Origin of the sequence: Roseomonas sp. AR75, from assembly GCF_005222815.1 — a bacterium.
Classification (GTDB): domain Bacteria; phylum Pseudomonadota; class Alphaproteobacteria; order Acetobacterales; family Acetobacteraceae; genus Falsiroseomonas.
Window position 1 is genome coordinate 952,622 of the sequence record NZ_STGB01000001.1, and the last position, 25,164, is coordinate 977,785.

19 protein-coding genes and 2 CRISPR repeat arrays (1 of these 21 running past the window's edge) are annotated in these 25,164 nt (G+C 68.7%); of the genes, 8 read left to right on the forward strand and 11 right to left on the reverse strand.

Going from position 1 to position 25,164, the window contains the following annotated elements; translation table 11 throughout:
- Positions 1-62 precede the first annotated feature (62 nt).
- The 3 genes from E4T13_RS04420 to E4T13_RS04430 are packed head-to-tail and all read left to right on the forward strand — an operon-like array spanning position 63 to position 2,945.
- Positions 63-1,052, forward strand: coding sequence for a tripartite tricarboxylate transporter substrate binding protein (locus E4T13_RS04420; RefSeq protein ID WP_170984797.1), 990 nt, complete (start codon positions 63-65; stop codon positions 1,050-1,052).
- Between the two features lie 17 nt (positions 1,053-1,069).
- Positions 1,070-2,050 carry a tripartite tricarboxylate transporter substrate binding protein gene (locus E4T13_RS04425; RefSeq protein WP_137177002.1) on the forward strand — a complete coding sequence of 327 codons (981 nt, stop codon included), beginning with the start codon at positions 1,070-1,072 and terminating at the stop codon, positions 2,048-2,050.
- A gap of 10 nt (positions 2,051-2,060) precedes the next feature.
- A complete protein-coding gene (locus E4T13_RS04430) occupies positions 2,061-2,945 on the forward strand; it encodes an amidohydrolase (RefSeq protein ID WP_137177003.1) in 885 nt (294 codons plus the stop codon).
- A 160-nt stretch (positions 2,946-3,105) separates the two neighbouring features.
- Here E4T13_RS04430 and E4T13_RS04435 read toward each other — a convergent pair whose 3' ends face one another.
- From E4T13_RS04435 to dctP, 4 genes are read right to left on the reverse strand one after another with little or no spacing between them, the layout of a single operon-like run.
- Positions 3,106-3,546: a type II 3-dehydroquinate dehydratase gene (locus tag E4T13_RS04435; protein WP_137177004.1), complete on the reverse strand. Its 441-nt coding sequence runs from the start codon at positions 3,544-3,546 to the stop codon at positions 3,106-3,108.
- A 14-nt stretch (positions 3,547-3,560) separates the two neighbouring features.
- Entirely contained in the window at positions 3,561-4,853 is a 1,293-nt protein-coding gene (locus E4T13_RS04440) for a TRAP transporter large permease (RefSeq protein ID WP_137177005.1), read from the reverse strand.
- On the reverse strand, positions 4,850-5,335 hold the full coding sequence (locus E4T13_RS04445) for a TRAP transporter small permease (RefSeq protein ID WP_137177006.1): 486 nt from the start codon (positions 5,333-5,335) through the stop codon (positions 4,850-4,852). Before E4T13_RS04445 ends, E4T13_RS04440 begins: the two co-directional genes overlap by 4 nt.
- Before the next feature lie 12 nt (positions 5,336-5,347).
- Positions 5,348-6,337, reverse strand: a complete 990-nt coding sequence (gene dctP, locus E4T13_RS04450) for a TRAP transporter substrate-binding protein DctP (RefSeq protein ID WP_137177007.1) — start codon at positions 6,335-6,337, stop codon at positions 5,348-5,350.
- A 158-nt stretch (positions 6,338-6,495) separates the two neighbouring features.
- Here dctP and E4T13_RS04455 point away from each other — a divergent pair, with 158 nt between their 5' ends.
- From E4T13_RS04455 to E4T13_RS04475, 5 genes are all read left to right on the forward strand, one after another.
- On the forward strand, positions 6,496-7,248 hold the full coding sequence (locus E4T13_RS04455) for a GntR family transcriptional regulator (RefSeq protein WP_137177699.1): 753 nt from the start codon (positions 6,496-6,498) through the stop codon (positions 7,246-7,248).
- Complete coding sequence (locus E4T13_RS04460) at positions 7,245-7,922, forward strand: GntR family transcriptional regulator (protein WP_137177008.1); 678 nt, start codon at positions 7,245-7,247, stop codon at positions 7,920-7,922. The genes E4T13_RS04455 and E4T13_RS04460 overlap by 4 nt, the downstream gene beginning before the upstream one ends.
- A gap of 560 nt (positions 7,923-8,482) precedes the next feature.
- Positions 8,483-10,489: a VCBS repeat-containing protein gene (locus E4T13_RS30165; protein ID WP_137177009.1), complete on the forward strand. Its 2,007-nt coding sequence runs from the start codon at positions 8,483-8,485 to the stop codon at positions 10,487-10,489.
- A 100-nt stretch (positions 10,490-10,589) separates the two neighbouring features.
- Positions 10,590-11,867, forward strand: coding sequence for a glycosyltransferase family 9 protein (locus tag E4T13_RS04470; protein ID WP_137177010.1), 1,278 nt, complete (start codon positions 10,590-10,592; stop codon positions 11,865-11,867).
- A complete protein-coding gene (locus E4T13_RS04475) occupies positions 11,864-12,610 on the forward strand; it encodes a methyltransferase domain-containing protein (protein WP_137177011.1) in 747 nt (248 codons plus the stop codon). The genes E4T13_RS04470 and E4T13_RS04475 overlap by 4 nt, the downstream gene beginning before the upstream one ends.
- 343 nt (positions 12,611-12,953) lie before the next feature.
- On the opposite strand, the gene cas6 is transcribed toward E4T13_RS04475, so the two are convergent.
- The 7 genes from cas6 to E4T13_RS04510 all read right to left on the reverse strand — a co-directional run bounded on the left by cas6 (position 12,954) and on the right by E4T13_RS04510 (position 24,733).
- On the reverse strand, positions 12,954-13,913 hold the full coding sequence (gene cas6 / locus E4T13_RS04480; RefSeq protein WP_170984798.1) for a CRISPR system precrRNA processing endoribonuclease RAMP protein Cas6: 960 nt from the start codon (positions 13,911-13,913) through the stop codon (positions 12,954-12,956).
- The gene (gene cas2, locus E4T13_RS04485; RefSeq protein ID WP_137177013.1) at positions 13,894-14,181 is read right to left on the reverse strand and encodes a CRISPR-associated endonuclease Cas2; all 288 of its coding nucleotides are present in this window, start codon (positions 14,179-14,181) and stop codon (positions 13,894-13,896) included. Before cas2 ends, cas6 begins: the two co-directional genes overlap by 20 nt.
- The gene (gene cas1, locus E4T13_RS04490) at positions 14,181-16,238 is read right to left on the reverse strand and encodes a CRISPR-associated endonuclease Cas1 (RefSeq protein ID WP_137177014.1); all 2,058 of its coding nucleotides are present in this window, start codon (positions 16,236-16,238) and stop codon (positions 14,181-14,183) included. The genes cas2 and cas1 overlap by 1 nt, the downstream gene beginning before the upstream one ends.
- Positions 16,239-16,331: 93 nt before the next feature.
- Positions 16,332-17,194: a CRISPR direct-repeat array (repeat unit 37 nt; unit sequence CTAATGCGGCCTGTTCCATGAGTACGTGGATTGAGAC).
- A 504-nt stretch (positions 17,195-17,698) separates the two neighbouring features.
- Positions 17,699-20,017, reverse strand: a complete 2,319-nt coding sequence (locus tag E4T13_RS04495; RefSeq protein WP_137177015.1) for a hypothetical protein — start codon at positions 20,015-20,017, stop codon at positions 17,699-17,701.
- Entirely contained in the window at positions 20,014-21,339 is a 1,326-nt protein-coding gene (locus tag E4T13_RS04500) for an RAMP superfamily CRISPR-associated protein (RefSeq protein WP_170984799.1), read from the reverse strand. The genes E4T13_RS04495 and E4T13_RS04500 overlap by 4 nt, the downstream gene beginning before the upstream one ends.
- Before the next feature lie 47 nt (positions 21,340-21,386).
- Positions 21,387-23,105 carry an RAMP superfamily CRISPR-associated protein gene (locus tag E4T13_RS04505; protein ID WP_137177017.1) on the reverse strand — a complete coding sequence of 573 codons (1,719 nt, stop codon included), beginning with the start codon at positions 23,103-23,105 and terminating at the stop codon, positions 21,387-21,389.
- Entirely contained in the window at positions 23,030-24,733 is a 1,704-nt protein-coding gene (locus E4T13_RS04510; RefSeq protein WP_137177018.1) for a hypothetical protein, read from the reverse strand. Before E4T13_RS04510 ends, E4T13_RS04505 begins: the two co-directional genes overlap by 76 nt.
- A gap of 319 nt (positions 24,734-25,052) precedes the next feature.
- Positions 25,053-25,164: a CRISPR direct-repeat array (repeat unit 37 nt; unit sequence CTGATGCTGCGTGTTCCGCGCGAACGCGGATTGAGAC) (it continues 958 nt past the right edge of the window).

Below are 25,164 nucleotides of genomic sequence, written 5' to 3' on the forward strand. Positions count from 1 at the left end.
CGTCAGAGTAGTCAGCGGAACTGTGTTCTGCATTGCGGAACATAATGAGGGAGGTTTCGGCCATGGGCAACGGCAACCCTGCGCGACGGCTCGCGACGCGTCGCTCGCTGCTCGGCGCATCCGCGCTGCTCCTGCCGCTGCCCGCCGCGGCGCAGAGCTATCCCAGCGGCCCCGTGCGCATCGTCGTCGGATTCGGCGCCGGCGGCCTGGCGGACCTGACAGTGCGCCTCGTCGGCGAGCATCTCGGCCGGCGCCTCGGCCAGCAGGTGGTGGTGGACAACCGGCCCGGCGCGGGCGGCAGCGTCGCCGCGCGCCTCGGCGCCTCAGCCGAGCCGGACGGCCAGACGCTGATGGTGCTGAGCACCGGCAACGCCATCAACAAGTCGTTGTTCCGTACCCTGCCCTATGATCCGGTCGCTGATTTTGCACCGATCACCGCGATGGTGTCCTTCGACCTGCTGATGCTGACGGCGGTGAATTCCCCGCTTCGCGACGTGCAGGATGTGCTGGCGGCGGGGCGGCGCGGCGGCAGCGGGCTCGCCATCGCCACCATCAGCCCCGGCAGCACGCAGAACCTCTCGGCGGAATGGCTGAAGGAAGCCGCGAAGCTGGACGCGACCGTCGTGCCCTATCGCACGACGCCGGAGGTGCTGACCGCGACGCAGCGCGGAGATGCCCAGATCGCCTTCGAATCCTACGCCGCCGCGCGCGGCGCGTTGGATGGCGGCGTGCTGCGCCCGATCGCCAGCACCGGCACGCGCCGATCCGAGTTCCTGCCCAACGTGCCGACGCTGCGCGAATCCGGCCTGCCGGACTACGCCGTCACCGGCTGGAACGCGATGTTCGCACCCGCGCGCACGCCACAGCGGATCATCGAGCGGCTGCACCGCGAGATCACCGCCATCCTCGCCACGGCGGAAGTGCGCCAGCGCCTGCTCGGCCTCGGCGTCGAGCCTGCCCCGAACACGCCGGCGGAGATGGCGACGCTGCTGCGCGACGACATCGCGCTCTGGGCGCGCGTGATCGACCGCGCCGGCATCCAGAAGCAGTAGCAGGGAGGAACCACGGCATGATGAACGCAACGCGCCGCGCGCTGTTCGCCAGCGCGGCGGTCCTGGCGCTGCCGGGCCTCGCCCGCGCGCAATCGGACTATCCGACGCGCCCCATCCGCCTGGTCGTGCCCTTCCCGCCCGGCGCGACGGTGGACGTGACGGCACGCACCGTTGCCGCGCGCGCCGCCGAACTGCTCGGCGCCAACGCCTCCATCGTGGTGGAGAACCTGCCGGGCGCCGGCGGCAACATCGCGACCCAGCGCGTCGCGCGCGAACGGCCCGACGGCTACACGCTGCTGTTCACCGCGCCGAACCACACGGTGAACCCCGCGCTCAACCCCAACAGCGGCTACGACCCGGAGAAGGACTTCGCGCCGATCTCGCTGGTAGCGCAGATCCCGGAGATCCTGATCGCGCCGGTCTCCGCGCCCTTCACGAACTTCCAGGAGTTCGTCGCCTATGCGCGGGCCAATCCGGGCAAGCTCAGCTATTCCTCGGCCGGCATCGGCACGCATCCGCATGTCGTGACGGAGCTCCTGCTGTCGAAGCTCGGCCTGCAGGTGCTGCATGTGCCCTATCGCGGTGCGGCGCCGGCATTGACCGACACCATCGCCGGCCGCGTGCAGCTCAAGATGGACAGCTATGTCAGCTCCGCGCCGCATATCGCGGCCGGCACCATCCGCGTGCTGGCCCTCGCCAACCTGCAGCGTTCGCCGCTGATGCCGAATGTGCCGACGGTGCAGGAACTCGGCCTGCCCGGCTTCGAGGGCATCCTCTGGATGGGCGTGCTGGCCCCGGCCGGCACGCCGGAGCCGATCGTCGCGAAGCTGTCGCAGGCCTTCATGGGCGCGGTGCGCACGCCGGCCATCGCGCAGCGCCTCTCCGCGCAGGGGGTGGAGCCGGTCGGCAACACGCCAGAGCAGTTCCGCGCCATCATCGCGAAGGAACTGCCGCAATGGCGCGAGGTGATCCGCGCCGCCAACATCCAGGCACAGTGACGCGCCCCGCATGTCGCCGCCCCTGACGCCGCCGCCCGATCCGAACCCGCGCAAGCCGCGCCTCGTCTGTCCGCCGGGCTCGGTGGATTGCCAGGTGCACCTGTTCGGGCCGGCGGCGGAGTACCCCTTCGATCCCGGCAGCCGCTACATCAGCGAGGACGCGCTGCCGGAGACGAACATCGCGCTGCAGGACGTGCTCGGCCTGTCGCATGCCGTGATCGTCAGCGGCGGCGGCTACGGCATGGACACGCGCCACCTGGAGGACACGCTGCGCCGCTTCCCCGACCGCTTCCGCGGCGTGGCGCTGCTGCCGCCGGAGACGAATCAGGCGGAGATGGCGCGGCTGCATGCGCTCGGCGTGCGCGGCCTGCGCTTCGTCAGTCCGCATCACGGCGCGCATCTGCCGCACCTGTCGGAACGCGCCGCGGCGATGGCGGCGGAGCTTGGCTGGGTCGTGCAGTTCTATCCTGCGCAGACCGACCTGGAGGATTTCGCGGATCGGCTGATGGCGCTGCCGGGGCCAGTGGTGCTGGACCATTTCGGCGCGGTGCCCGCGGCCGGCGGCGTGGACCAGCCCGCCTTCCGCACGATGCTGCGCATGCTCGACAGCGGCCGCGTCTGGGTGCGGCTGTCCGGCCCGATGCGCTGCACGAAGGAGGATTTCCCCTACGCCTCCGTCACGCCGATGGCGCGCGCGCTGGTGCAGCACGCACCGGAACGCCTGGTCTGGGGCTCCGACTGGCCGCATGTGAACATGCGCGGGCGCGTGATGCCGAACGATGGCGACCTGCTGGACCTGATGCTGGACTGGGCGCCGGAGGAGAGCGTGCGCAACCGCATCCTGTCGGAGAATGCGTGGGGGCTGTACGATATCGCGGCGCCGAAGGTGGAGTGAGCGCGCGTTCTCACAGGTCGGTCGCGCCCCCACCCCGACCCTCCCCCGCATGCGGGGGAGGGAGGCGTCGGCCGCGCAACCTGCTCCCTCCCCTGCGAAGCGGGGGAGGGCCGGGGTGGGGGCACGGCCTGCCTGCGAAACGGGCGCGCTAACCGCCCCCTCACCCCGCCTCCAGCATCTCCCGCATCGCCCGCACCGCCGTCGGATACCCCCGCGCCCCCAGCCCCGCGATCACCGCCGTCGCGACGCCCGAGACCAACGAACGATGATAGATCGGCTCGCGCCGGTGGATGTTGGAGATGTGCAGCTCGATGATGACGCCGCGGAACATCTTCAGCGCATCCAGCACGGGGATCGAGCCGAAGGTCAGCCCCGCCGGGTTGATCACGATGCCCGCGGCCTCCTCGTCCGTCGCCGCGTGGATCCACTCCACAAGCTGGCCTTCCCAGTTGGTCTGACGGAACACGATCGCGTCCTCGCCAGCTGCCGCGCGGCACATCGCCTCCACCTCCGCCAGCGTGGTGCGGCCGTAGATCTCCGGCTCCCGCTTGCCGAGCCGGTTGAGATTCGGCCCGTTCAGCACATGGATGGTTCGCGGCACGCGGAGATCCCCTTTCAACCCAGATAGCCGAACTGCCGCGGCAGCCAGAGCACCAGTTCCGGCACGAAGGTGATCAGCGCCAGCGCACCGAGCATCGCGGCGATGAAGGGCAGCGTGTGGCGCACCACCTCGCCCAGCGGCGCGTCGGAGATCTTCGCCACGATGAACAGCAGCAGCCCGTAGGGCGGCGTGATCAGCCCGATCATGATGTTCACCACCACGACCACGCCGAAATGCACCATGTCCACGCCCAGCGCCTGCGCCGTCGGGATCAGCACCGGCACCACCACCAGCAGGATGGTGCTGCCCTCCAGCAGGCAGCCGAGCACCAGCAGCACCAGGTTGACCGCCAGCAGGAACTGCCAGTCGGCCAGTTCCCACCCCGCCAGGATGCCGCGCACGGTGCCCGGGATGTTCTCGCTGGCGACGACGTAGTTGAAGGCCAGCGCCCCCGCGATCAGCATGCCGATCGCCGCGGTTGACCGCGCGCTGCCCAGCACCGTGGCATAGAGTTCGCGCAGCGAGATGCTGCGGTAGAGCAGCGTCGCGACCAGGAACGCATAGGCGGCGGCGACGGCCGCGGCCTCGGTCGGCGTCATCACGCCGCCATAGATGCCGCCGAGCAGGATCACCGGCATCAGCAGCGCCGGCAGCGCCTCCCAGGTCAGGCGCGGCATCTCGCGCAGGGGCACGCGCTCGGCCACGGGGAAGTCGTGGCGGTGTGCCATCCAGCTGTTGATGGCCATCTGCGTCAGCCCCATCAGCAGCCCCGGCACCACGCCGCCCAGGAACAGGTAGCCGATCGAGGAATCGGAGATCAGCGCATACAGCACCATCGGGATGGAAGGCGGGATGATCGGCCCGATCACCGCCGTCGCCGCCGTGATCGCCGCGGCGTAGCTGGCGGGATAGGCGCCGGTGCGCTTCATCATGTCGATCAGGATCTTGCCGCTGCCCGCGGCATCCGCGATGGCCGAGCCCGACATGCCCGCGAAGATCACGCTCTGCACGACGTTGACGTGGCCGAGCCCGCCGCGGAACCGGCCCACCAGCATGTTGCAGAAGCGCAGCAGCCGGTCCGTCATCGTGCCGGCGTTCATCAGCCCAGCCGAGAAGATGAACAGCGGCACGGCCAGCAGGATGTAGCTGCCGTTCAGCCCGTTCAGCAGTTGCTCCGCCGCGATGGACATGTCCTGGCCGGAAGCGGCGAGATAGAGGATCGAGCCGCAGATCATCGCCAGCCCGATCGGCAGGCCGAGCAGCGCCAGCGCGACGATCGCGACAAGGCCCAGCGCGAAGGGCGTCACGCCCGACCGGCCCCGGATACGGCGCGCCAGACGATGAACGCGTAGCGGATGATCACGGCCACCGCGAAGACCAGGTAGACCGAATACAGCCAGTCCATACGCACACCGAGATAGGCGGCGCGCTCCACCTTCATGAAGGTGACGTAGTCGAACACCGCCGGCAGCGACCAGGTGAAGATCGCCACGACGGCGACGCCGGTGATCGCGTCGAACACCCGCCTGACGCCCGGCGGCACCGCGCCATAGAGGATGTCGAAGCGGATCTCCTCATCCTCCCGCAGTACAAGCGCGGCCCCCCACAACACGCCCCAGAGCCAGGCGAGGGTGGAAACCTCCGTCGTCCAGCCGACCGGCGCGTTGAAGACGTAGCGCATCACGATCTGCACCACGAAGGCGATGAACATCGCCGCCAGCAGCGCAGCCAGCACGTTCTCGGCGCGCCGCCCGCCGAAGGCCAGCACGCGGCGCGCGAGACCCGTCATCGGCCCGGCCGATCAGCGGACGGCGTTGATCCGCTCGAGGATGCCCGCCGGCCAGCTCTGCGACAGCGGCGACGCCAGGTAGCGCCGCTGCGCCTCCGCGCGGAAGGCGTCGACGTTCGGCGCATAGACCTCCAGCCCCTGGCTGCGGAAGAAGGCGACCATCTCCTGCTCCTGCGCCAGATGGCGCTGCGTGCTCGCCGCGACGGCCTTGTCCACGGCGGCCTGCACCTTCTCCTTCTGCGTCGTCGACAGGCTGTCCCAGAAGCGCGCCGACATCGACAGCAGGTCATAGGCGACGAGGTGGCTGGTCAGCACGAACTGGGTCGTCACCTCATAGAAGCGCATGGTCCGGCTGGTCGGCAGCGGGTTGTCCTGCCCGTCCACGGCGCCGGATTGCAGGGCGGTGTAGAGTTCCGCGAAGGCCACCGGCGTCGGGTTCGCGCCGAGCGCCTCGCCGAGGAACTGCCAGGCTTCGCCCGGCGGCATGCGCAGCTTCATCCCGGCCATGTCGGCGGGCGTGCTGATGCGCTTGCGCGGCTTCAGGTTCACCTGCCGCGTGCCGAAATAGAGCGGGCCGAGGACCTGCACGTTGAGCTGGTCGCGGACCATCTTCTTGAAGTCCGCCCCGATCGGGCCGGCGAAGACCTTGCCCATGTGGTCGGCATCGCGGAACAGATAGGCTGAGGTCATCACCGACCAGGCCGGAATCTGCCGCGAGAAATCCTGCGGCGCGATGTTCGCCATCTCCAGGTTGCCGCGCTGCAGCGCCACCAGTTCCGTCCCCTGGCGGAACAGCGAGGCGTTCAGGTGCAGCTCGACGTCGAATTCGCCCTGCAGGTCGGTAGCGAAGCCGCGCATCGCCTCGCCGCGAATGTCCTGCTCCGTGAAGACCGCTGCGAAGCGCAGCTTGCGTCGCGCCTGCGCGCGCGCCGGCAGCGCCGTGGCCGCCGCAAGTGCCGCCGTGCCGGTCATCGCCGCACGCCGTCCGATGAGCGCCTTCATGCGCTTCCTCCCTGCCCATTGCGTCTGGCGCGCCGGACCGATCCGCCGCGCGACTGCTGTCGACGCTAATGGCGGCCAATCGGCAAATCAATGGTCATTCGTCCGATCATCCGCTATTGTCCGAAACAGCCGATAAAGGAATGCCCGGCTTGACCGCCATGCTGCCCGACTGCCGAGCCGAGACGGAGGAAGGCTTCGCCGACCTCGCCTACCGTCGGATCCGGGCCGACCTCGTGCATGGACGGCTCGCGCCCGGTCGCAAGCTGGGGCTTGAGGGGCTGCGGCAGATCTACGGGGCCGGAATCTCCACGCTGCGGGAAGCGCTGAACCGCCTCGCCTCCGAAGGCCTGGTGGTGGCGGAGGGCCAGCGCGGCTTCGCCGTCGCACCGGTCTCCATCGCCGAACTGCAGGAGGTCGCGGCGCTGCGCCTGCTGCTCGAATGCCACGCCATCCGCGACTCCTTCGCCGCCGGCGACCTCGATTGGGAAGGCCAGGTAGTCGGCGCGCATCACAAGCTGGCGGCCCTGGAACGCCGGCTGCTGGCCGGCGACACGGCCGATGCAACGCAGTGGAAGCGCTACGATCGCGAATTCCACCACCTGCTGATCGCCGCCTGCGGCTCCGTCGCGCTGCTCGAGACCTATGCGGCGGCTTATGACCGCTACCTGCGCTACCAGATGGTGGCCGTGGTGTTCCGCGGCGCGCTGGCGGCGGAGCAACACGCGGCGCTGCTCGACTGCGCGCTGACGCGCGATGCGGACCGCGCCTGCCGGGTGTTGGAAGCGCATGTGCAGGGTTGCGTGGATCATGTGGTCCGCACCAATGCCCTCGCCCCGTTCGCGCCCGGGCGCCGCAAGCCCGCGGCCGGAGCAACGACGCCCGCCCTGCCCCGGCGCGCGGCCGCCCGATGATCGCCGCCGACGTCCCCGCTACCGTGGAATCGGCGGGCGAGCGCGCCTACCGCCGGATTCGCGCGGACCTGATCGCCGGCGTGCTGCCGCCGGGCGAGCGGCTGCGCCTCGATGCGCTGCGCGCCCGCTACGGCGCGAGCATCAGCACCCTGCGGGAGGCCTTGAGCCGCCTGACCGCCGAGCGGCTGATCCTCGCCGAGGGCCAGCGCGGCTTCGAGGTGGCGCCGCTCTCGGCCCGCGACCTGCGGGAGATCGCGGCGCTGCGACTGCTGCTGGAAGGCCACGCGCTGGAACATGCCTTCCGGGCCGGCGACGTGGAGTGGGAGGCGCGGGTCGTCGCCGCGCATCACAAGCTCTCGCAGATGGAGGAGCGGCTGCGGGCGGGCGATGCCGCCGCGCTGCAACCCTGGCGGCGTTTCGATTCCCAGTTCCACCAGACGCTGATCTCCGCCTGCGGCTCCCGCACGCTGATGGCCACCCACGCGGCGGTGTTCGACCGCTACCTGCGCTACCAGAACATGACGCTCGGCTTCCGCGGCGCCATCGCGGTGGCCGAGCACCAGGCGCTGCGCGACTGCGCGCTGCGCCGCGACGCACCGCGCGCGCGGGACGTGCTGACGCGTCATATCCTTGGCGGGGTGGATGCCGCGCTGGCGACCGGTGCGATCGGCTGAGGGTCCGGTCGCCGCGCCGGCGCGGCCTCGCCGGCTCTTGTTACATTAATTGACCGCTAACTGTTGCAACTTGCAACAGACTGCCGTGGCTGCGTTGCCAGCCAACCTTTTTGCCGTCGTGTCCGATCAATGACTTGGCATCACTGTCCGTCTGCTGGTTCTGACTATGGGCAGGTTGAATACCCCATTGCGCTTGCGCCAGATCAAATTAATATTTTCCTCAGTCCCTATATAAGGACGACGCCGATCAATCGGCGGGCTGGGGAACAGGGTCATGAAACACGACAGCGTGGCGACAAGCCGCCGAACAACCAGTTCTGGCACAGCGGCAGGAATGCGAAGGGCCTTGCCATGCTTCGCGGGCAACTTGGCCAGGCCGGACCGCCGCGATCACCCGTGAGCCACTCACCGTAAGCGGATCCGGCCTGGCCCCCGCGCCGCGGGGCGGTCTTTCCGTCAGCCCTGGGCCGCGCCGCACGCTCTGACGGAACGAGTTTCCTGGAAGATGCGCCATGCAGCGATCGGCGCTCTTTTGTTTCTATACCAAAACGGAGGAAGTCATGAGCACTCAGTTGATCGACGATCTCGCCGCCGAAGCCGAGGCAGCCGCGGAAGCTGGCGGCGGCGCGGGCGGAGGAGCTGGCGGTGGTGGCGGTGGTGGTGGCGGCGGTGGTGGCGGCGACCTCTTCGCCGACCTCTATGTCCTGCTGCGCGACCTCGACCCGTCGGACGGCGGCGGCAATGGCGAACCGGTGCTCGACGGCAACAGCCAGACCATCCCCGTCGGGCTCGACACCGCGAGCGGCGATACCTTCCCCATCTACTACGTCGAGATTGCCGAGGGCGACTACGAGATCCCTGCCGACCTGCTGCCCTATGTGCAGGAAGTCGTCCTGGAGCGTGTCAACGTCATCCGCGCGCCGGATAGCGTGCGCGAGCACGCGCTTGAGGAAGCGCTCGCCAAGATCACGGCCGGCACCTCGATCACGACCGATTTCGCGGGCCGGATCGTCGTGGATGGCGCGACGATCGATGCGCCGAACGAGAACCTCGCCCTCTACCACCTGATCATGACCGAAGGCGGTGTGAACAGCTGGACCGAGGTTCTCGCCGGCGCCAGCACGAACCTGCCGACGCAAATCGTCGATCTGCTCGCCTCCGGCTGGGACCCGACGGGCCTGCTCGGCGGCGCCGCCTCGAAGGCCACGCCGTTCAGCATGGACGCCGTGATCACGGCGCACTCGATCTCCGGCGTGAACGAGGTGACGGGATCGGGCGACACCCTGCAGATCGACTACTTCAGCTTCACCGACGGCACCACCGAGACCTATGACTACGATCGCGTCGAGCGCTATGGCGACATGTGGGTGCAGTGGTACCAGGACATGGACGGCAACCCGTTCAATCTGGAAGCGGTCCAGCGCACTGTGCTCGATGCCGTATGGGGCAGCGACGGCGACGGCGACGGCGTGAACGACGTCGGCAGCGGCGTGAACTGGGTGGACGAGTACATCACCCTCTCCGCCGACGGCCTGAGCTTCGAGACCTTCGCCGCGACCGGCGCCGGCATCAACGACTGGGCGGCGGCAGTCGACGATTCCCGTGCGGTGATCAACTTCTTCCACGAAAGCGTCGGCGGCGCGCAGATCCCGCCGCCGGCGGAGAATGTCGCCGCAAGTGGCGACTTCAACGCGGACGGCACGGCCGATATCGCGCTGCGCGACACGGCGACGGGCGCCCTGGTGAACTGGCAGATGTCCGACAGCGCGGTGGCGCAGGAGATCGCGCTCGGCACGGCCGGCCTCGACTGGGCGGTGTCGGGCAGCGGCGACTTCAACGGCGATGGCACCGCGGACATCCTGTTCCGCAACGAGAACAGCGGCTGGGTGCTGAACTGGCAGCTTTCGGACGGGGCGGTGGCAGCGTCGATCAACGTGGCGGGTGCCGGGCTCGACTGGAACCTCTTCGGGACAGGCGACTTCAACGGGGATGGCACGGACGACATCCTGCTGCGCCACGAGACCAGCGGCTGGCTGCTGAACTGGACGATGGCCAACGGCACGCTCTCAGCCGAATCCTTCGTCGGCGGCGCGGGGCTCGACTGGAACCTCGTCGGGATCGGCGATTTCAACGGCGACGGCACGGACGACATCCTGCTGCGCCATGAAACCAGCGGCTGGCTGCTGAACTGGACGATGGAGAACGGCGCCATGTCCGCCGAGTCCTTCGTCGGCGGCGCGGGGCTCGACTGGGAGGTCGCCGCGACCGGCGACTTCAACGGCGACGGCACGGACGACATCCTGCTGCGCCACGACAGCGGCGCGATCCTGAACTGGGAGATGGCGAACGGCGCGCTGAGCCGCGAGGTCAGCGTGGGCGCGCTCGACAATGCCTGGGAGGTCGCCGGAACCGGCGACTACAACGGGGACGCGACGGATGACGTGCTGTTCCAGAACAGCGGGCCGGATCTCGCCGGCCAGGTGATGATCCTGGAGATGGCCGCCGGAACCCTTGGCGCCTTCGTTCCCGTCTCCGCTCCGGCCTCCGGCGCCGATCTGCTGGGCTGAACCGCGGCGCGGGGCGCCTGCCCCGCAGACCCGAAAGACCCCGGCGCATCCTGCGCCGGGGTCTGCTAGACTTGGGCGAGGGCATGGCAGGACGACCGGCATGTTCCTGGAGAGGCTGAGTCGCTTTCTGAGCGCCGTCGCCGACGTAGTGCGGGACCGCGGGGTTCTCCCCGGGATCGGCTTCGCGGTCCGGAGCCTCGGCCGCAAGGCGGTGCTGCTCGCCAGTGCAGCGTTCTCCCTCTTCGGGGCACGCCGTGCGCGCAGGCAGGTGCGGGAGGACGGCGTCCTTCCGGTCGCGCCCTGCATCGCGCTGTGCCTGACCGGCGGCATCGGCGACACCGTCGTGATCGCGCGCTTCATGCGGGACCTGGTCTCCGCGGCCCCGGGCACGCGCTTCGACGTGTTCATGGCAAGGCCCGACACGGCGGCCTTCGTGTTCGCCCGGGTGCCAGGCTTCCGGCGCGCGTATCACGATGCGCTGTTCGAGCCGTTGCGCCGCGAATACCCGCTGGCGCTGCGCGCCAATCAGACCGTCGTCGCCTATCTCGATTCCATCCGCTGGAAGGACCTGCGGGAGGCGCCGGCGCTGGTCGCGATGCTCGACAGGCTGCGTCTCGCCCGTGGCGACATCGAGGATTTCATCGCCCGCCACCCGTTCCGCGACAATTGCCTGGCGCGGAGCGCGGTCTTCGCAGGCGCCAGCCGCCGCAACTTCCTGCATGCGATGGCGGGCCTGAAGTATGGTGGCGACCGGATGGAGATCGCCGGCGACCGCACGGCGCCGGCGCGCTTCGGCCTCGGCGCGACCGCCTATGTCACGGTCCACAACGGCTACGACCCGGACTTCACCATCAGCGGCCAACGCGCCACCAAGTGCTACCCGCATTTCGGCCGCGTCGTCTCGCTGCTGCGGGCGCAGCGCCCCGATCTCGTCTTCGTCCAGCTCGGCACCTCCACCAGCGAGCCGATCGCCGAATGCGACCTGAACCTGATCGGCAGGACGAGCCTTGCCGAGGTGGTCGGGCTGCTCGGCGGGGCGATCGCCCACATCGACAACGAGGGGGGGCTCGTGCATGTCGCCGCCTGCCTCGGCGTGCCCGCGGTCGTGCTCTTCGGGCCGACACCGAGCGACTATTTCGGCTATCCCGGCAACATCAACATCGATCCCGCCGTCTGCGGCGATTGCTGGTGGCTGACCCGCAGTTGGATGAGCAATTGCGTCAAGGGCTACAACGTCCCGCGCTGCCTCCACGAACAGAAGCCGGAAGCGGTCGTCGCGCGCTCGCAGCATCTCTTCGCGCCGGCCGGAACGGCTGCGGAGGCGGGCCGGGTCGCGGCCGTGGCCGGCGATCTCGAGCAGGCGGGGGGCGGTTCGTGAAGCTCTATCTCGGCAGCCGCGACTACGCACCTCCGGGTTACCTGACGGTGGACATCGATGCGGCGCATCGGCCGGACATCGTGGCGGACGTCACGGACCTGCGGCAGATCGCCGACGGCGACGTCGAGGAGATCTGCGCAAGCCATATCCTGGAGCATCTTGCATGGCCGACGGCCTTCAAGGCGCTGGCCGAATGGACACGCATATTGGCGAAGGGCGGCCAGCTTCGGCTCGCCGTGCCCGATCTCGGCATGCTCGCGGCGATGGTCGCGGATGGGCGGAACTGCTGGACGGCGGCCGGGCTGATCTTCGGCGTCGGGCGCCTCGAGAACCCGCTCGAGGCGCATCAGTTCGGCTACACCCAGGCGATGCTGCGCGACATGCTGCGGGCCCTGGGCTTCGGCCAATTCGCCTGGTGGAAGCATGACATCCCCGATGCCTCGAATGGCTGGATGCCGGTGGAGAACGGGGGCCGGATGGCGATCTCGCTCAACCTGCAGGCGCGCAAGCTGCGCCCGCCTGTCGCGCCGCCCGGTGATCTGCTGGCAGAGCTCATGACGGACCGCATGGCGCCCTTCGACCAGGTCCATGCGCGGGTGGTTGCGCGTCGTGGCTCACCCGCCGACATGACGGAGGGCGATCCACTGCTGACCCAGCAGCTCCACATGGAGCTGATCGAGGCGCGCATGCGCATCCTCCACCTGGAGGATGAATTGCGCCGGGGCTCAGACCGGCCAGGGTGATTCCGCATCGGCCAGCACCGGGCGTCAATCACCGGCAGACCGCCGCTCCATGAGCCGAAGGACTGGAATGATGGTCGGAGCGGCGGGATTCGAACCCACGACCCCCAGTCCCCCAGACTTGTGCCGCCAGAGCGTCGACTCAAGGAATTCTGCGGCATCCCGAGCGCTCGAAACTCGGGGAAAGCCGTGCGGGCTACCACGGGGCAACCAGCAAAATGCGATGGATGGCCACGCCGGTCGGACGGTTACGCAATGAGCCGTGCGATCTTGGCAGCCGGAGACCGCACCGACTGTCGCTTTGTCCGGTCGCCTCACTTGCCGACGCCCGCGACCGGTCCGCAAGTCACCAGACGATCCAGTCGAACCAGCCCATGCCCAAGGCGGCATGGCTCCCGATGTTGCAGGTTTCCGCCATCATCAGGAGCGGTGCGAGTTCGCCCAGGTCACCATCCAGCGTCAGTTCCCCAAGATGCCCGCGCATCGGCACCGGGGTATCACCCTGGTTTCGAGTGAAGCGCTCCCACGACACTTCGCGCCAATAGCGGGTTGCCACGTCGAGGCCTGAGGAATGCCGTGCCAACCAATCGTCCGGCGTCAGCAAGCGGCAGCCCTGCCAGCGCGCCATGCGATCCACGCGCCGCAGCGCGGCGCCGAAGACGGCATCGGGTCTTGCATGCGCAACGCCACGTTGCCGCACTGTCACCGGTGAGCGGAACCGCATCATCCCATGAGCGGCAGATGCGGGAATGTCGAGACAGCTGACCCGCCGATGAACCACCCCGCTAGGGGTCACCGGGCGGCGCTGCGCACGCGGTGCCCCGCGCAGGGCAACGCCTTCCTGTAATGCGTCCAGCATTGCCGTGGCCGCCTCATCTCGCCATGCGATCGCACAGCCGAAGATCCGCAACTCCGCAATCAGCGCAGCCCCTTCAATCCAGCCACGAACCAGGGCCGGCTTGGCCGTCTCGTCTTCGCCAGCCGCCGAGGGCAATTGTCGAAACAGCACATCCACAGCATGCGGGCGCAGGCGCCCCGTGGCGGTCATGGGCTGCGGCTGCCGGTGCAATGCCGCGCCGAAAGCGCCGCGCAGCCGTTCGGAGAGCTCCGGATAGTCTTCCATATCCCCGGGGCGGGCGCAGGTGAAGCGGAACACCTCATAGGTCCACAGCTCGGCCAATTCTGGAATGCCGACGACCATTTGTGGCGCCGCGAGATCGCGCACCAGCTCGTGCAGCTCGCCCAGAGCTACCTCGCCCTGCGTCAGAGGCCCGCTGGCGACAAGTTCAGAAGAGGAGGAAGTCATGCGCCTCCGGCAACTGCGCGCGACCGAACGCCATGCTCGCACGCCGGCCGGCCTCCGTGATCGCATAGACGCGCAGGCTGTCATCCGGGCCAAGCAGCGCTTCGGCACGCCGCGCCAGCCGCCGCGCAGCGGCGAGGCTAAGCCGCCCCTCGAAGACGCTCAGCTGGACGCGGTCCAGCGATTCGTCGAGCAGAGTGGCAAGCTTCGCCCGCGACGTGTCCCGCGCGACGTCGTAGGCGAAGACGAACAGATGATCAGGCCGAGCCATCAGTAATCCATCCGATATGGCTCGTACGGCGTGTCGTCCTCGCATTGCGCCGCGTAGGCCAGCGCCTGCTCCTCCATGACACCACGCCAAAGCATGCTCTCTCCACTGCGCTGGCCTCGCACCGGGCGCGCCACCCAAGCCTCGTAGCCGCGGATGCAGGCCGAGTAGCCATCGCCGGTCAGCCGCCAGCTGTCGCCCCAGGCATCGAAGTGCTTTGCCTCCAGGGCGCGTCGGCCGAACAGTGCCAAGGCACACGCTTCCACCACCGGGGCGCGGAATTCCTCCATCAGGTCGTGCACCAGCGCCTCCACCCCGTCCTCGGCGGCGTGGAGGACGGCGAACCCCGTGTGCAGGCCGTGGCGCTCAAGCGCGACCTCGAGATCCCGCGCCAGCAGGCCCGAGAGGACATCGAGCACCGCATTCACGGGATCCTCGCCCTGGCGCCGCCGGCGTTGGCCACGGAAGAATTCGGGCTTGTCCAGGCTCAAGGCCAGCAACGGCCAGTAGATCGCTGCCGCCGCGCCTTCCTGGCCCATCAGCGCCGCGGTGGTGCCGAGCTTCGGATCCAGCGCTGCGGCGCGCGCCAGGCGACGCAGGCGCGGCGCCGCCTCGGTCGCGGCCGCCTTGAACGCCGGCGGTGGCTTGCCGCGGGAGAGCCGCTTCAGCAGCGTCCGCTGCGAGAGAATGCGTCCGCTCACGATGCGCCGCGCCAGTGCGATCCGGCGGGCAGGATCCAGCACCAGGGCGGCCTGCGCCAGCTGGCGCTTGGCACGGCCCGAGCCCGCCGGCGTCCAGCGCCCGAGGGCGCGTCCCCAGCCATCGGTGCGCAGCACGACGGTGTCCGTGGCGGCGGCGAGGTCCAGCGCCTCCACATCCAGCGCCACCCCGCGGCCGAGCTCGATCCTGTCCACCCGATGCGGCGCGACGCGCGCGAGCTCGGTCTCCGCCTCCCGCACCACGAAGCTCTCGCCGGCCGTGGCGAGGCGCCGCCCCGGCTGCAACACATACATCACACGCTGCCGTGCGGCCCAACGGCCGGGCGGTGCGGCCGCCTCGGCACCGGGATCGTCCGGCACCGAAGCGTCGGGCGCCTCGGTCACAGCGGCCGTCCACTGCTCCGCAGCCGCCAGGGCATCCTCGGGCGGCATGTCGTCCAGCGGGATCTCCTTCACCACCATGCCCTTGACGAACAGGTGCCCGAGGAAGCGCACGCCCTGGTCGAAGCTGGTGATGCGGGATTTCTCGGCATTCAGCTCCAGGCCGTATTCCGCCAGCAGCGCGGCCATGCGCGCCTTCGCGCCGGCCGCCAGGGCCTCGTCCTTGCAGAGGATCAGGAAGTCGTCGGCGAACCGGACAAGCCGCAGGCCGCGGCCCTCGATCGCTTCATCCACTTCGTCCAGGTAGAGATTGGCCAGAAGGGGGGACAGCGGCGATCCCTGTGGCAGGCCGCGCCCTTCATGGCTGTGATGCTCCAGCCATGTGGCGATCAGGTCCACCAGCGGCGCATCGCTCACAGACCGCTCCAGGCGGCTGAGCAGCCCCTCATGCGGCACGCGCTCGAAATAGCGGGTGATGTCGCCATCCACCACCCAGCGGAAGCCGGCGCGCCGGTGCTTCGCGACGCGCGCCACCGCCTGCAGCACCGACCGGCCAGGGCGGTAGGCGAAGCTGGAATCCTCGAATTCGGCGTCCAGCAGGGGGGTGAGCACGATCGCCACCGCGGCCTGGGCGATGCGGTCCTGGACGGGCGGGATATCCAGCGGCCGGACGCCGCCATCCGGTTTGGGGATGAAGACGCGGCGCGCGGGTCCTGGGCGGTAGCGCCCGTTGCGCAGGTCGTGCGAGAGGCGGGACAGGCGGCCATGCGCGGCCGGTGCGTAGCGGGCGACGGTCATGCCGTCCCCGCCGGCGGCGCCGTTGTTGGCCCGCACCTTCTCCCAGGCGAGCCACAGTGTGGCGTGTCGGGTGGCCCGGTCGAACAGGCTGTCCGGCGGAAAGCGCGGGCCGGGCAGATAGGGCTGTGCCAAAGCCTCTTTCGTGGTGTTCTCCACGGACATGCTCATTCCTTCTGAGATCTGGCCCCAGGTCGCCGGGAGAGTGGAAAGTCTTGCTCATGGCATCAGCCTTGACAAGTGTTTGGCAGAGGGGGACTAATGCGGCCTGTTCCATGAGTACGTGGATTGAGACCAGAGACGTAGAGGAACCGTCGACCTTGGTGGCTAATGCGGCCTGTTCCATGAGTACGTGGATTGAGACCTACGGTAAGCGCGTTCCGTACCGCACAGCGCTAATGCGGCCTGTTCCATGAGTACGTGGATTGAGACGATTCGTGCGCCGGAAGTACTCGCGAACCTCACTAATGCGGCCTGTTCCATGAGTACGTGGATTGAGACTGCCTCCTCCCCCTGACGCATGATGCCAAACATCTAATGCGGCCTGTTCCATGAGTACGTGGATTGAGACATATGCCAGGCTTACCTGCAAAAGAACTGATCTAATGCGGCCTGTTCCATGAGTACGTGGATTGAGACAGCAGCGCACCGATGGGGGCCGAGAATGCGAGCACGACTAATGCGGCCTGTTCCATGAGTACGTGGATTGAGACCAGCGCGCGCGGCGAGGCGGTCATCGGCAGGCTAATGCGGCCTGTTCCATGAGTACGTGGATTGAGACCCACCCATCGCGCTCCGGGTTCTCCGGCACCTAATGCGGCCTGTTCCATGAGTACGTGGATTGAGACCCGCCTCCCTCGTTCAGCAGCGCGCGGATGGCTAATGCGGCCTGTTCCATGAGTACGTGGATTGAGACGCAACGTCTTGGTGGTGCCGCTCCCCTTGGGCTAATGCGGCCTGTTCCATGAGTACGTGGATTGAGACTCGCCGTCAGTCCCGGTAAAGTCGTCGGTAACTAATGCGGCCTGTTCCATGAGTATGTGGATTGCGACGGAGCGAATGCCCGTGGTGACGATCCACACCGGTAATGCAGCCTGTTCCATAAGTGCGTGGATTGAAACGTCCAGCTATTCGGCCAGTCGCCCATGCCGACCGACAATTCTGCTCGCCTTAGCACTGATGCCGAGGTAAAGGCGGTCAAGAAACGGACGGCAGACATGCTAAGATCATTGGTTGCATGAGCTCAGGGAGCGGCATCGCGTTCACCGCAAACCCATGCAGTCGCGCCCCTCCCCGGAGACCTCCGCAGACTGGGAGATTGATGCATCACGCCAAATACCCTGGCGTTGTCTGGGACAATAGGAGGCGGCCCGCGACCAGCATGATCGTGGGCCGCTATCCGGCGCATCTACTTCTCCAGCAGCAGCGTGTTGCCTTGCCGTCTGTTCCTCGATTGTGAATCTTGCGCAGTATGGGCAACCATGCTCCTGCGTCCGACTGCTGCCGACCCGCCGCTGCGGGGGGAGCGCTGCCCCACAGCGGTCCGGTATCCCCGGCTTCTCTCGCGCCGGCGCTGCCGGACTTGGCGGCTGTGTCGCGGCCGAACGCGCAGAGACCGACGCGACCTACCGCAGCGGAAACCACTCGACACGAATCGGGTCCCGCCCGTCGCTGTCCGGCTTGACCATGTTGCGCAGCCGCTGGAAGGGCTGCACGGTCTCGCCGCCGTCACGACGCGCGACCGTCATCGTATCCAGTTTGCCGGCGCGGTCCCAGGCGGCGCCCTTTGCGGGGTCCGAGGTCGCAAGAAGCGCCTCCAGCACCTTCGCCCGGCGCGCCAGGCGCGCCCCGTCGGCACCGATCCGCGCTGCGACATACCGCTCGAAATCCGCCAGGAACGGCTCGGGCAGCGCCGCCTCGGGCGGGCCGGAGGCGTTCCGCTCCACGGTCAATCCGGTGATCTCCACCCGCATCTGGCCGGCACCGAACGGCTTCGCCCGCCCCACCATGTGCCGATGCGTCGCCTGCCGCCCCCCGAAGGTCAGCGCCCACAGCACCAGGCCAAGTTCCTCCGGCGTCACATTGAACAGGCGCACCTCGCTGTTGAAACGCAGCGCGCCGCCTGGCGGTGGCATCAGGAAGGACAGGTGGCTCAGCATGTGCGGCTCCGGCGGCCGGCGGGTCATCGCCTGGATATTGGCGATCTGCTTCTGGAGACGTGCGGCGATTCGGGGCAGCGCGTCCTGCGGGTCGGCACCGGCGTGGCGAGGCGGATAGCGCTTGCGCCCGGCGATGCGCGGGGTCGTGGGCGCCGAATAGTCGCGGAAGCCCTCACCGTCGGCGGCCAGGTAGAACGGCGCGAAGGACGGCTTCGGCCCCACCATCACGGTGCTGATGCTCGGCGCGACAGCCGGTATCGCATGCCGCTCGGGCAGCGCCGCGGAAAAGGCCACGCGACCCTTGAGCGCAACATCTGCCGGCGGCGTCTTGCCTTCCATGCCCTCCACCGGTTCGCGCACGAACCCGAACAGCGCCTCCACCATGTCGAGATTGCCGGCGCTATAGGGGCCGCGCTGCGCCTCCACGCCCGAGGCGGAGAGGACGCTGTCGAAGGACCAGCGATGCGGCACCTTGAACAACCGGGTGAGCCCCATGAAGAAGGCGCGTTCGCCGGTCTCCGGCTGCGTCGCGAGGTCGCCGACATAGAAGACGGGAATGCGGACCTCGCGGTTGCGGGCAAATGCCTGCAGCACCGTCCGCCAATTGCTCTCCGGCTCCAGGTTCTCGTCCACGGCCCGTGAGTTCAACTGCCGGAAGCGCCGCATCGTTGCTTCGGTAAGGGGCTCCGGCTGGGTGCCCTTCGGCGCCGGCAGCACGTACTCGTAACGCTTGCCTTCAGGCGATCGGCCGGAGAACACGAGATGGCCGTGAATGTCGCCACCAGGGTCCAGCACCACGCGCTTCTGCACGGCGGAATTGCTGCTGTCTCGACGGAAGCGCAGTCGTTGGCGGGTGGGGTAGACCGTGCCTCCCGAAGCGGCACGGATCAGCCGATACTTCGTCGCCAGGTCGAACATGGTGAAGGCGCGGCCGGTCTCCGGTCGCGGTACGCTCTCTGGCGGGTCTGCCGCTGACGCGGATCGCTTCCTGGGCAGCGCCGACCAATCCCAATGGATATCACTCGCCGCAAGCACGTCGTCGGCCTCGATGACGAACCAGTCGTCGCAAGGCTCGATCTCGAACGCGGTGTTCAGCGATCCGCCCTTTAGCGGGTGGCGTCCTGTCGGCACGGGAGCAGCGCTTGCGCGGCAGGCGCTGTTCAGGCGCAGCCATCCAGCCTTGACGCTCGCGGGTTGCGAGACAGGGAAGCTGTCGCCGCCCTGCTGTGGCGCACCGCCGCGGATTGCGGCATGCGTGAAGTCGCGCAATCCGAACAGCCGCTCGCGATTGACCTGCGAGAGCTTCGCGTCCGCTGCGATCTCCGCCACCGCGCGGATCGCACCGCGCAGGGTGGCGGCCGGGATCACGAAGGCAGTCTTGTCGTCGCCGAGGTAAAGCGGCACCACGACTTGGCTGCCCTGGTCCTGCTTCCCGATCAGCAATGGCGTCTCGGCCGTCCAGCACAGATGGATACGGGCACAGAGGCCGTCCGGCAGAGGATTGATGATGTCGATCGGCCTGTCCCCGTCCCGCGCCACGACGGAGTTCTGCGCCGGCAACCAGTCGCCCTTGGCGTAGGGCACGAAGCGATAGGGCGCAGTCGCCTCTGCTGAATGGTCGGGCCGCCGGGAAGCGCTGCCGGCCGCAGCCTCGGGAAGGGGAGCCCCCCTTAACTTGGCCGCCGTCGTACGGACCAGAGCCTCGAAGGCCTCGCCGGCAAGCTTCGGATGCCGATGGCGCACCAGCGCTTCCGCCTTGCGGCGCCATTCGTCGCTGCCGCTCATGGCGTGCTCCCCACCTCGAACCAGCCGAAGCCGCGATTGCCGCCATGACCGAGCATCAGCCCCTGGCGCGGCCCGGCATCCGTCATGTCGGCGATCAGCCGCCTCACCCAGGCGTGGAGCGGGGCTTCGCATTGCGAACCGCCGGGATGGGGACGCAGCCGCAGATCGACGCGGAAGGTCGGATTGAGGAACGCCTCGGTGTTGAACAGCGCGCCATCCATCGGCGCCTGCGTGAAGCGGTCGATGCGCACCGAGGGAAGGCTCGTCAGTGGCGCCGTGCCGGCCTCGATGCTGTCCACCACCAGCAGGCCGGCAAAGCCCGTGACTTCCGGCAGGTGGCGCCCGCAGCGCGCGGCAATCCGCGCCACGAAGCCCTTGTTGCGCTGCTGGTCGGCACGCAGGCCGAAGAGTTCGGCCAGCACCAACTCATCCTCGTCGTGGCCGGGCTCGGCCCGCAGCCTGCGCAGGCCCGCGAGCCACGCCGCGCGCGACCGCAGCGCCCCCATCAGGCTGCTGCCCGGCAGTTCCGGACTGCCGCTTCCCGAGCGCAAGGCGTGGAGCGTGTTGTCGGCCTGCGAACCGTCGGGGCTGGCCATTACCAGGAACGGCGCGGTGCCGGACAAGGTCAGCACATAGGCCGTGCCGGCCGGCTCGATCCGGGTCGCGGTGCGGACCCGGTCGCGCCATGCGACGACGTCGTCCCCTCGCTCGATGGTCTGCCCGACGAGCCACCGTGTCGCCACAACGTCGATGGCGACCAGCCTGACCACTCCCTGGCCGTCGCCCCTGCCGCGCCCAAGGCGCAGCCCCGGCGCCTGCATCGAGGCGAGCAGGCGCGCGACGCGCGCCTCCCGCTCGGGCGCCGTGTTCGGGGGGCCGGCTAGACGCATCCGAAAGCGGAAGCGCGCACCAGGTGCCACCATCTCGGCATTGCTGAGCTGATACGAAGCCGGCACGCCAGTGGCGGCGTCGATCGCCGTCCGGACCGCGCGATAGGTGCCGCGCGTGTCGTTGCGAAATCCTGCCGGCTCGGCCCGTGCGCCCAGCACCGCTGGCTGCACGAGCATCGCGGCGTAGGGCGTCAGGACCCCTGCCCTGGCCTTGGCGCCAGGCTTGTCCGGATCGTCTAGGATCGAGCCGAACAGATCGCTCGCCTCGTCGGGCGGAAGCAGCGCCCGCAAGGCGCCCTTCAGGCCGGTGGCCGTGATGACCGGCAGGTCGTCGCAGCCCAGAACGATCTGGGCGACATGCGGGTCAGCGTCGTCCAGCGCTGGATCCTCGTCGAAGCCGGCCCCGATATGCAAGGGGGAGACGACCTCCAACACGCCTTCGAAGAGCGTGCTGCCGCGATACGCCTCGTACTCCCCGCTCATGCCGCGGCTCCGCCGCTCAGGACCGAGATCTCGCCATAGCCGTTCTCCGCCACGAAGGGGCAGTTGCGCCAGGTCATCGCCGGGGTACGGAACGGCAGCGGCCGGAGGCCGGCGACCAGCAGCGCACGCAGACGCTCGCGATCGCGCAGCCGCAGACGGAACACGGCGCCCGCTTCGGTCAGCTCGAAGGGCTGGTACAGCTGGTTTCCGAAAGCGCGGTGGCGGACGCTGAGGTAATGGCCGGCCATGCGTTGCCGCGCCCAGCACTCCAGCAGTTCGGCATCCGCGACCGCGCGGAAATAGCAGCGGTACTGGTCGAACAGGATGCTGCCATCGGTCGGATCGGTCAGGGCCGCCGGCGTTTCCAGCAGCAGCAGCACCTCATCGGCCGCGATCGCAGGCGCAGGAGGTGCGGCGATGACCTCTTCCACCACGACCATCCGTGCGGCTGTGCGCCCGACGCCATCAAGGCCAGCTTCGAACTGCGCGGCGATGGCTGCGCGCAGCGCATCTGGTGCACCCGTGCTGTCGAGCGTGAAACGCCAGCGTGTCCCGGCTGTGGCGATGGGCATGACAACGAATAATTGCCCATCCGACGCCACGCCGGTGCTGTCGATCGCGACGCGCCCGCGCGAGAGGAAGCGTTCCGCGAAGCGCGGCCGGCCAAGCTGCGAGCGTGCCGCGTCGAACACATCGTCCTTCCAGTCGCCCGGAAAGGCAGGCGCACCGTGCTTGCTCAGCTGCGCGAGCAGGTCTCCGCCTTCGTCGAAGACTGGAACTGCGTGGCTCGCCACCATCGCGTCGGGGATCGCGCGATCGGCGCGCGTCCCATCCGCGAGCGGAAAGGCGTGGCTGATGCGCAGCGCCGCGAAGGCATCGTCGAGGAGGGCGGCGCCGCCTGCGTCGTCAATCGCGGCCGCAAGGGTGCCCTTCACGGCGCCGCCGGGCACGACCGTGCTGCCCTTGAAGATGTTGTTGTCCAGCCGCTCGGCATTCACCAGCAGCGGACGGTCGAAGCGCACCGTCACCTGCCAGCGTCCCGCCGCCACAGGGAAGGCCCGACCGGGAGGATCGACCAGCGGGGCCAGCCCGCACCGATCCGGCACCACCTCGCCGAAGCCGGCCGATTTCGCCGCCCCCATGGCCGGGATCATGCATAGCGCGGTACGCAGCAGGTCTTCCGCCGCGGAAGCCGATAGCCCCTGCATCGGCCGCAACACGAGACGGCCGGCGAAGCACACCTCCTCGCCGATCGGCGCCGCCAGCTCAATCTGCTGCACCGCCCCTTCCGCCGCGGCGCCGGTCGCGTCGTCCAGCGCCACACGGGGATAGACGGCAATCTGCCGCGGACCGCCATCATCATGCAGATCGCCAATCAGCAAGCCGCCGCGTGCCGGCGCGTCGTTCATGCCCTTCGGCGATTCGGTTCCGAACAGCGCGGTGCACTCGATCGAGGTGACACCGCCCGTCAGCGCTGCCAAAGCATGTCGCAGATGGCCGCGCAGGTGGTCGCCTGGAATGATGAGGCGGCCCAACTCATCGCGGTGCGCCGAGGCATCGAAGCCGTGCGCCGCCACATCCAGCCCCTGGAAGATGAAGGGCGAGCGCACCGTCACATGCACCGTGTACACGCGCCGGCTCATCGCCGGATGCCTTTGGCGCTGCCGAGATTCTCCAGCGGCGCGACGTAGTCCCACAGATGCGTCATCAGCCACGCCGCCATCGCGGCTTGGCGATTGTCGGCCAGCAGCGCGGCCCAGCCCTGGTCAGCCACGCCGCGCCCCGCCGCACTGCGATACCGTGCGAAGGCCGATGCCGCGGCCTCGTTGGCAGCCGGATCGTTGAGCTTGCGCCCCGCGGAGAACCCGGCATCGGTCCGGTCCGGCCACTGCGCCGCCTGCATCATGCGAAACAGTTGCGAGCGGGGCAGCGACGCGTCACGGCGGAGCTGCGCGAAGGCCGCAAGATTGGCGGCGAAGCGGTCGCCTTCCAGCGCAAGCAGCGGGTGTGCTCCGCCCCCGGGCTGACTGGTCTCGCCGAACAGGCCCTCGCGCAGCGACTGCAGCCCGTTCCCAGGCGGCTCCACGCTTTCGAAGGCGTGGATGGCCAGGCTGTTCCGCCTGGCGCCGCCTCCCTTCGTGCTGTCGGCCAGCGACTTGGCGAGGTCATAACTGGCCCGGATCGGCATCGCCACCGGCGCCAGCGCGATGCCCATGGCAAAGGTGAGCGGATGCGGGCCGATGGTTCGCCCCTTCACCGTCTCGAAGAACGCCGCGGCCATGGCCAGGGCGAACCACGCCGGCGCCACGAAGCAGATCTCGTCGCCGCCATAGAGCAGCGTCTCGAATCGAAGCTGGTCGCGTTCTGACGGCTGCGCCTCCTTCGCGTCGTGGAACACGGCGGCCGCACGCAGGTCCGATTGAGCCGCCGTCTTCGCAACCTCCGCCATCGCGGCCGCCAGGGCGAACCTCACCACCCTGTCCGCGCGCCGCGAGAAACGGCGCAAGGCATCCGGACCGCCCCCCATCGCCTTGCGGATCTTGGTGAACCCGTTGCCATCGGCATAGACCACCGCAATCTTGCCGAGCAGCGCGAGCGGCAGGCCTTGCCGGAACCGCTGGCCATCGTCCGGTTGTCCTCTCGCCTGCCGCAGGCTGATCATGTCCTCGAAATTGTCGGTCACGCGGAGGCGACCGAGCGTTTCGGCCAGCGGACGGCGTGTTCGGTAGAACGCCTGGCGCTGCACCCTTCCGTAGTGCCAGCGCGCCAGGGCGGAGGTGGAGATGCGGACGGCCTGGGTGTGCGCTTCAGGATCGGCCGCAGGGTCGAACCGCGCGGCATGATCGCCACGCAGGTTCAGCGTCGTGTCGCCCACGCGCTGCTGGGAGAACAGGCAAGGTCCGTGTTGGCCGGCGACGGAGGGTCGGCGCGGCACCGTGCCGGCCAATTGCATCCGCCGGGCGCAGCCCTGGGCGAGTGCCGGCCCTGCCCCGGTGCCGTCATCCACTGCGGTGCCCACGACGAAGCGCAGATGGGCGAAGGGCGGAGTGCGCCCCGATGTGTCCGGCGCCACACCGCTGGTGTGCAGGTGCTGGATCAGGGCGGTCGCATCGGCCGCGATCTGCTGCTGGCCGACTGGGGCGCGGAACAGCGCGATGCTTGCGCCGCCGAAGACGCACTCGTAGTCCGGGTGCCGGCCCGACAGGAAAGTCAGCGCCGGTCCCGCCGCGGCGAGCAGCGTGAGCGAGGAGCCACGGATGACGGAAAGCGTCGTCGTGTCCTCCAGCGTCTCGGCGAAGTCCACGCCTTCAAGCCAGAGCAGATGATGCGTCGGGGCGGACATGCCTCTCCCAATGTCGGGCCCCGGTATCGGCCGGCGCCTGGCGCCCGCCTTCGGTGCTTTCACCGCCGTCGAGCGCCATCCACGAGGTCCGGCGCCGGCCAACCGATCCGAGGTCGTTACATGATGAGGCTAGGCAGGTCCGGCCATCCGACGCAACGAAAACCTCGGGTCCGCAGGACGGCGCGATCATAAGCCGCTGCGTTTCTTGAGGCATTTTCCACGCATATATGCTATGGTTTGCCATTGATGAACGGATTGCGCTGGATAGTGGAAACTGTTCGACTCGATAGCGCCTTGACAAGGGCTTGCCATCGGGGGCCTGATGCTGCGTGTTCCGCGCGAACGCGGATTGAGACCAGGCGTAGCCTCCGTCCATCTTCACATGGATCTGATGCTGCGTGTTCCGCGCGAACGCGGATTGAGACTTCAGT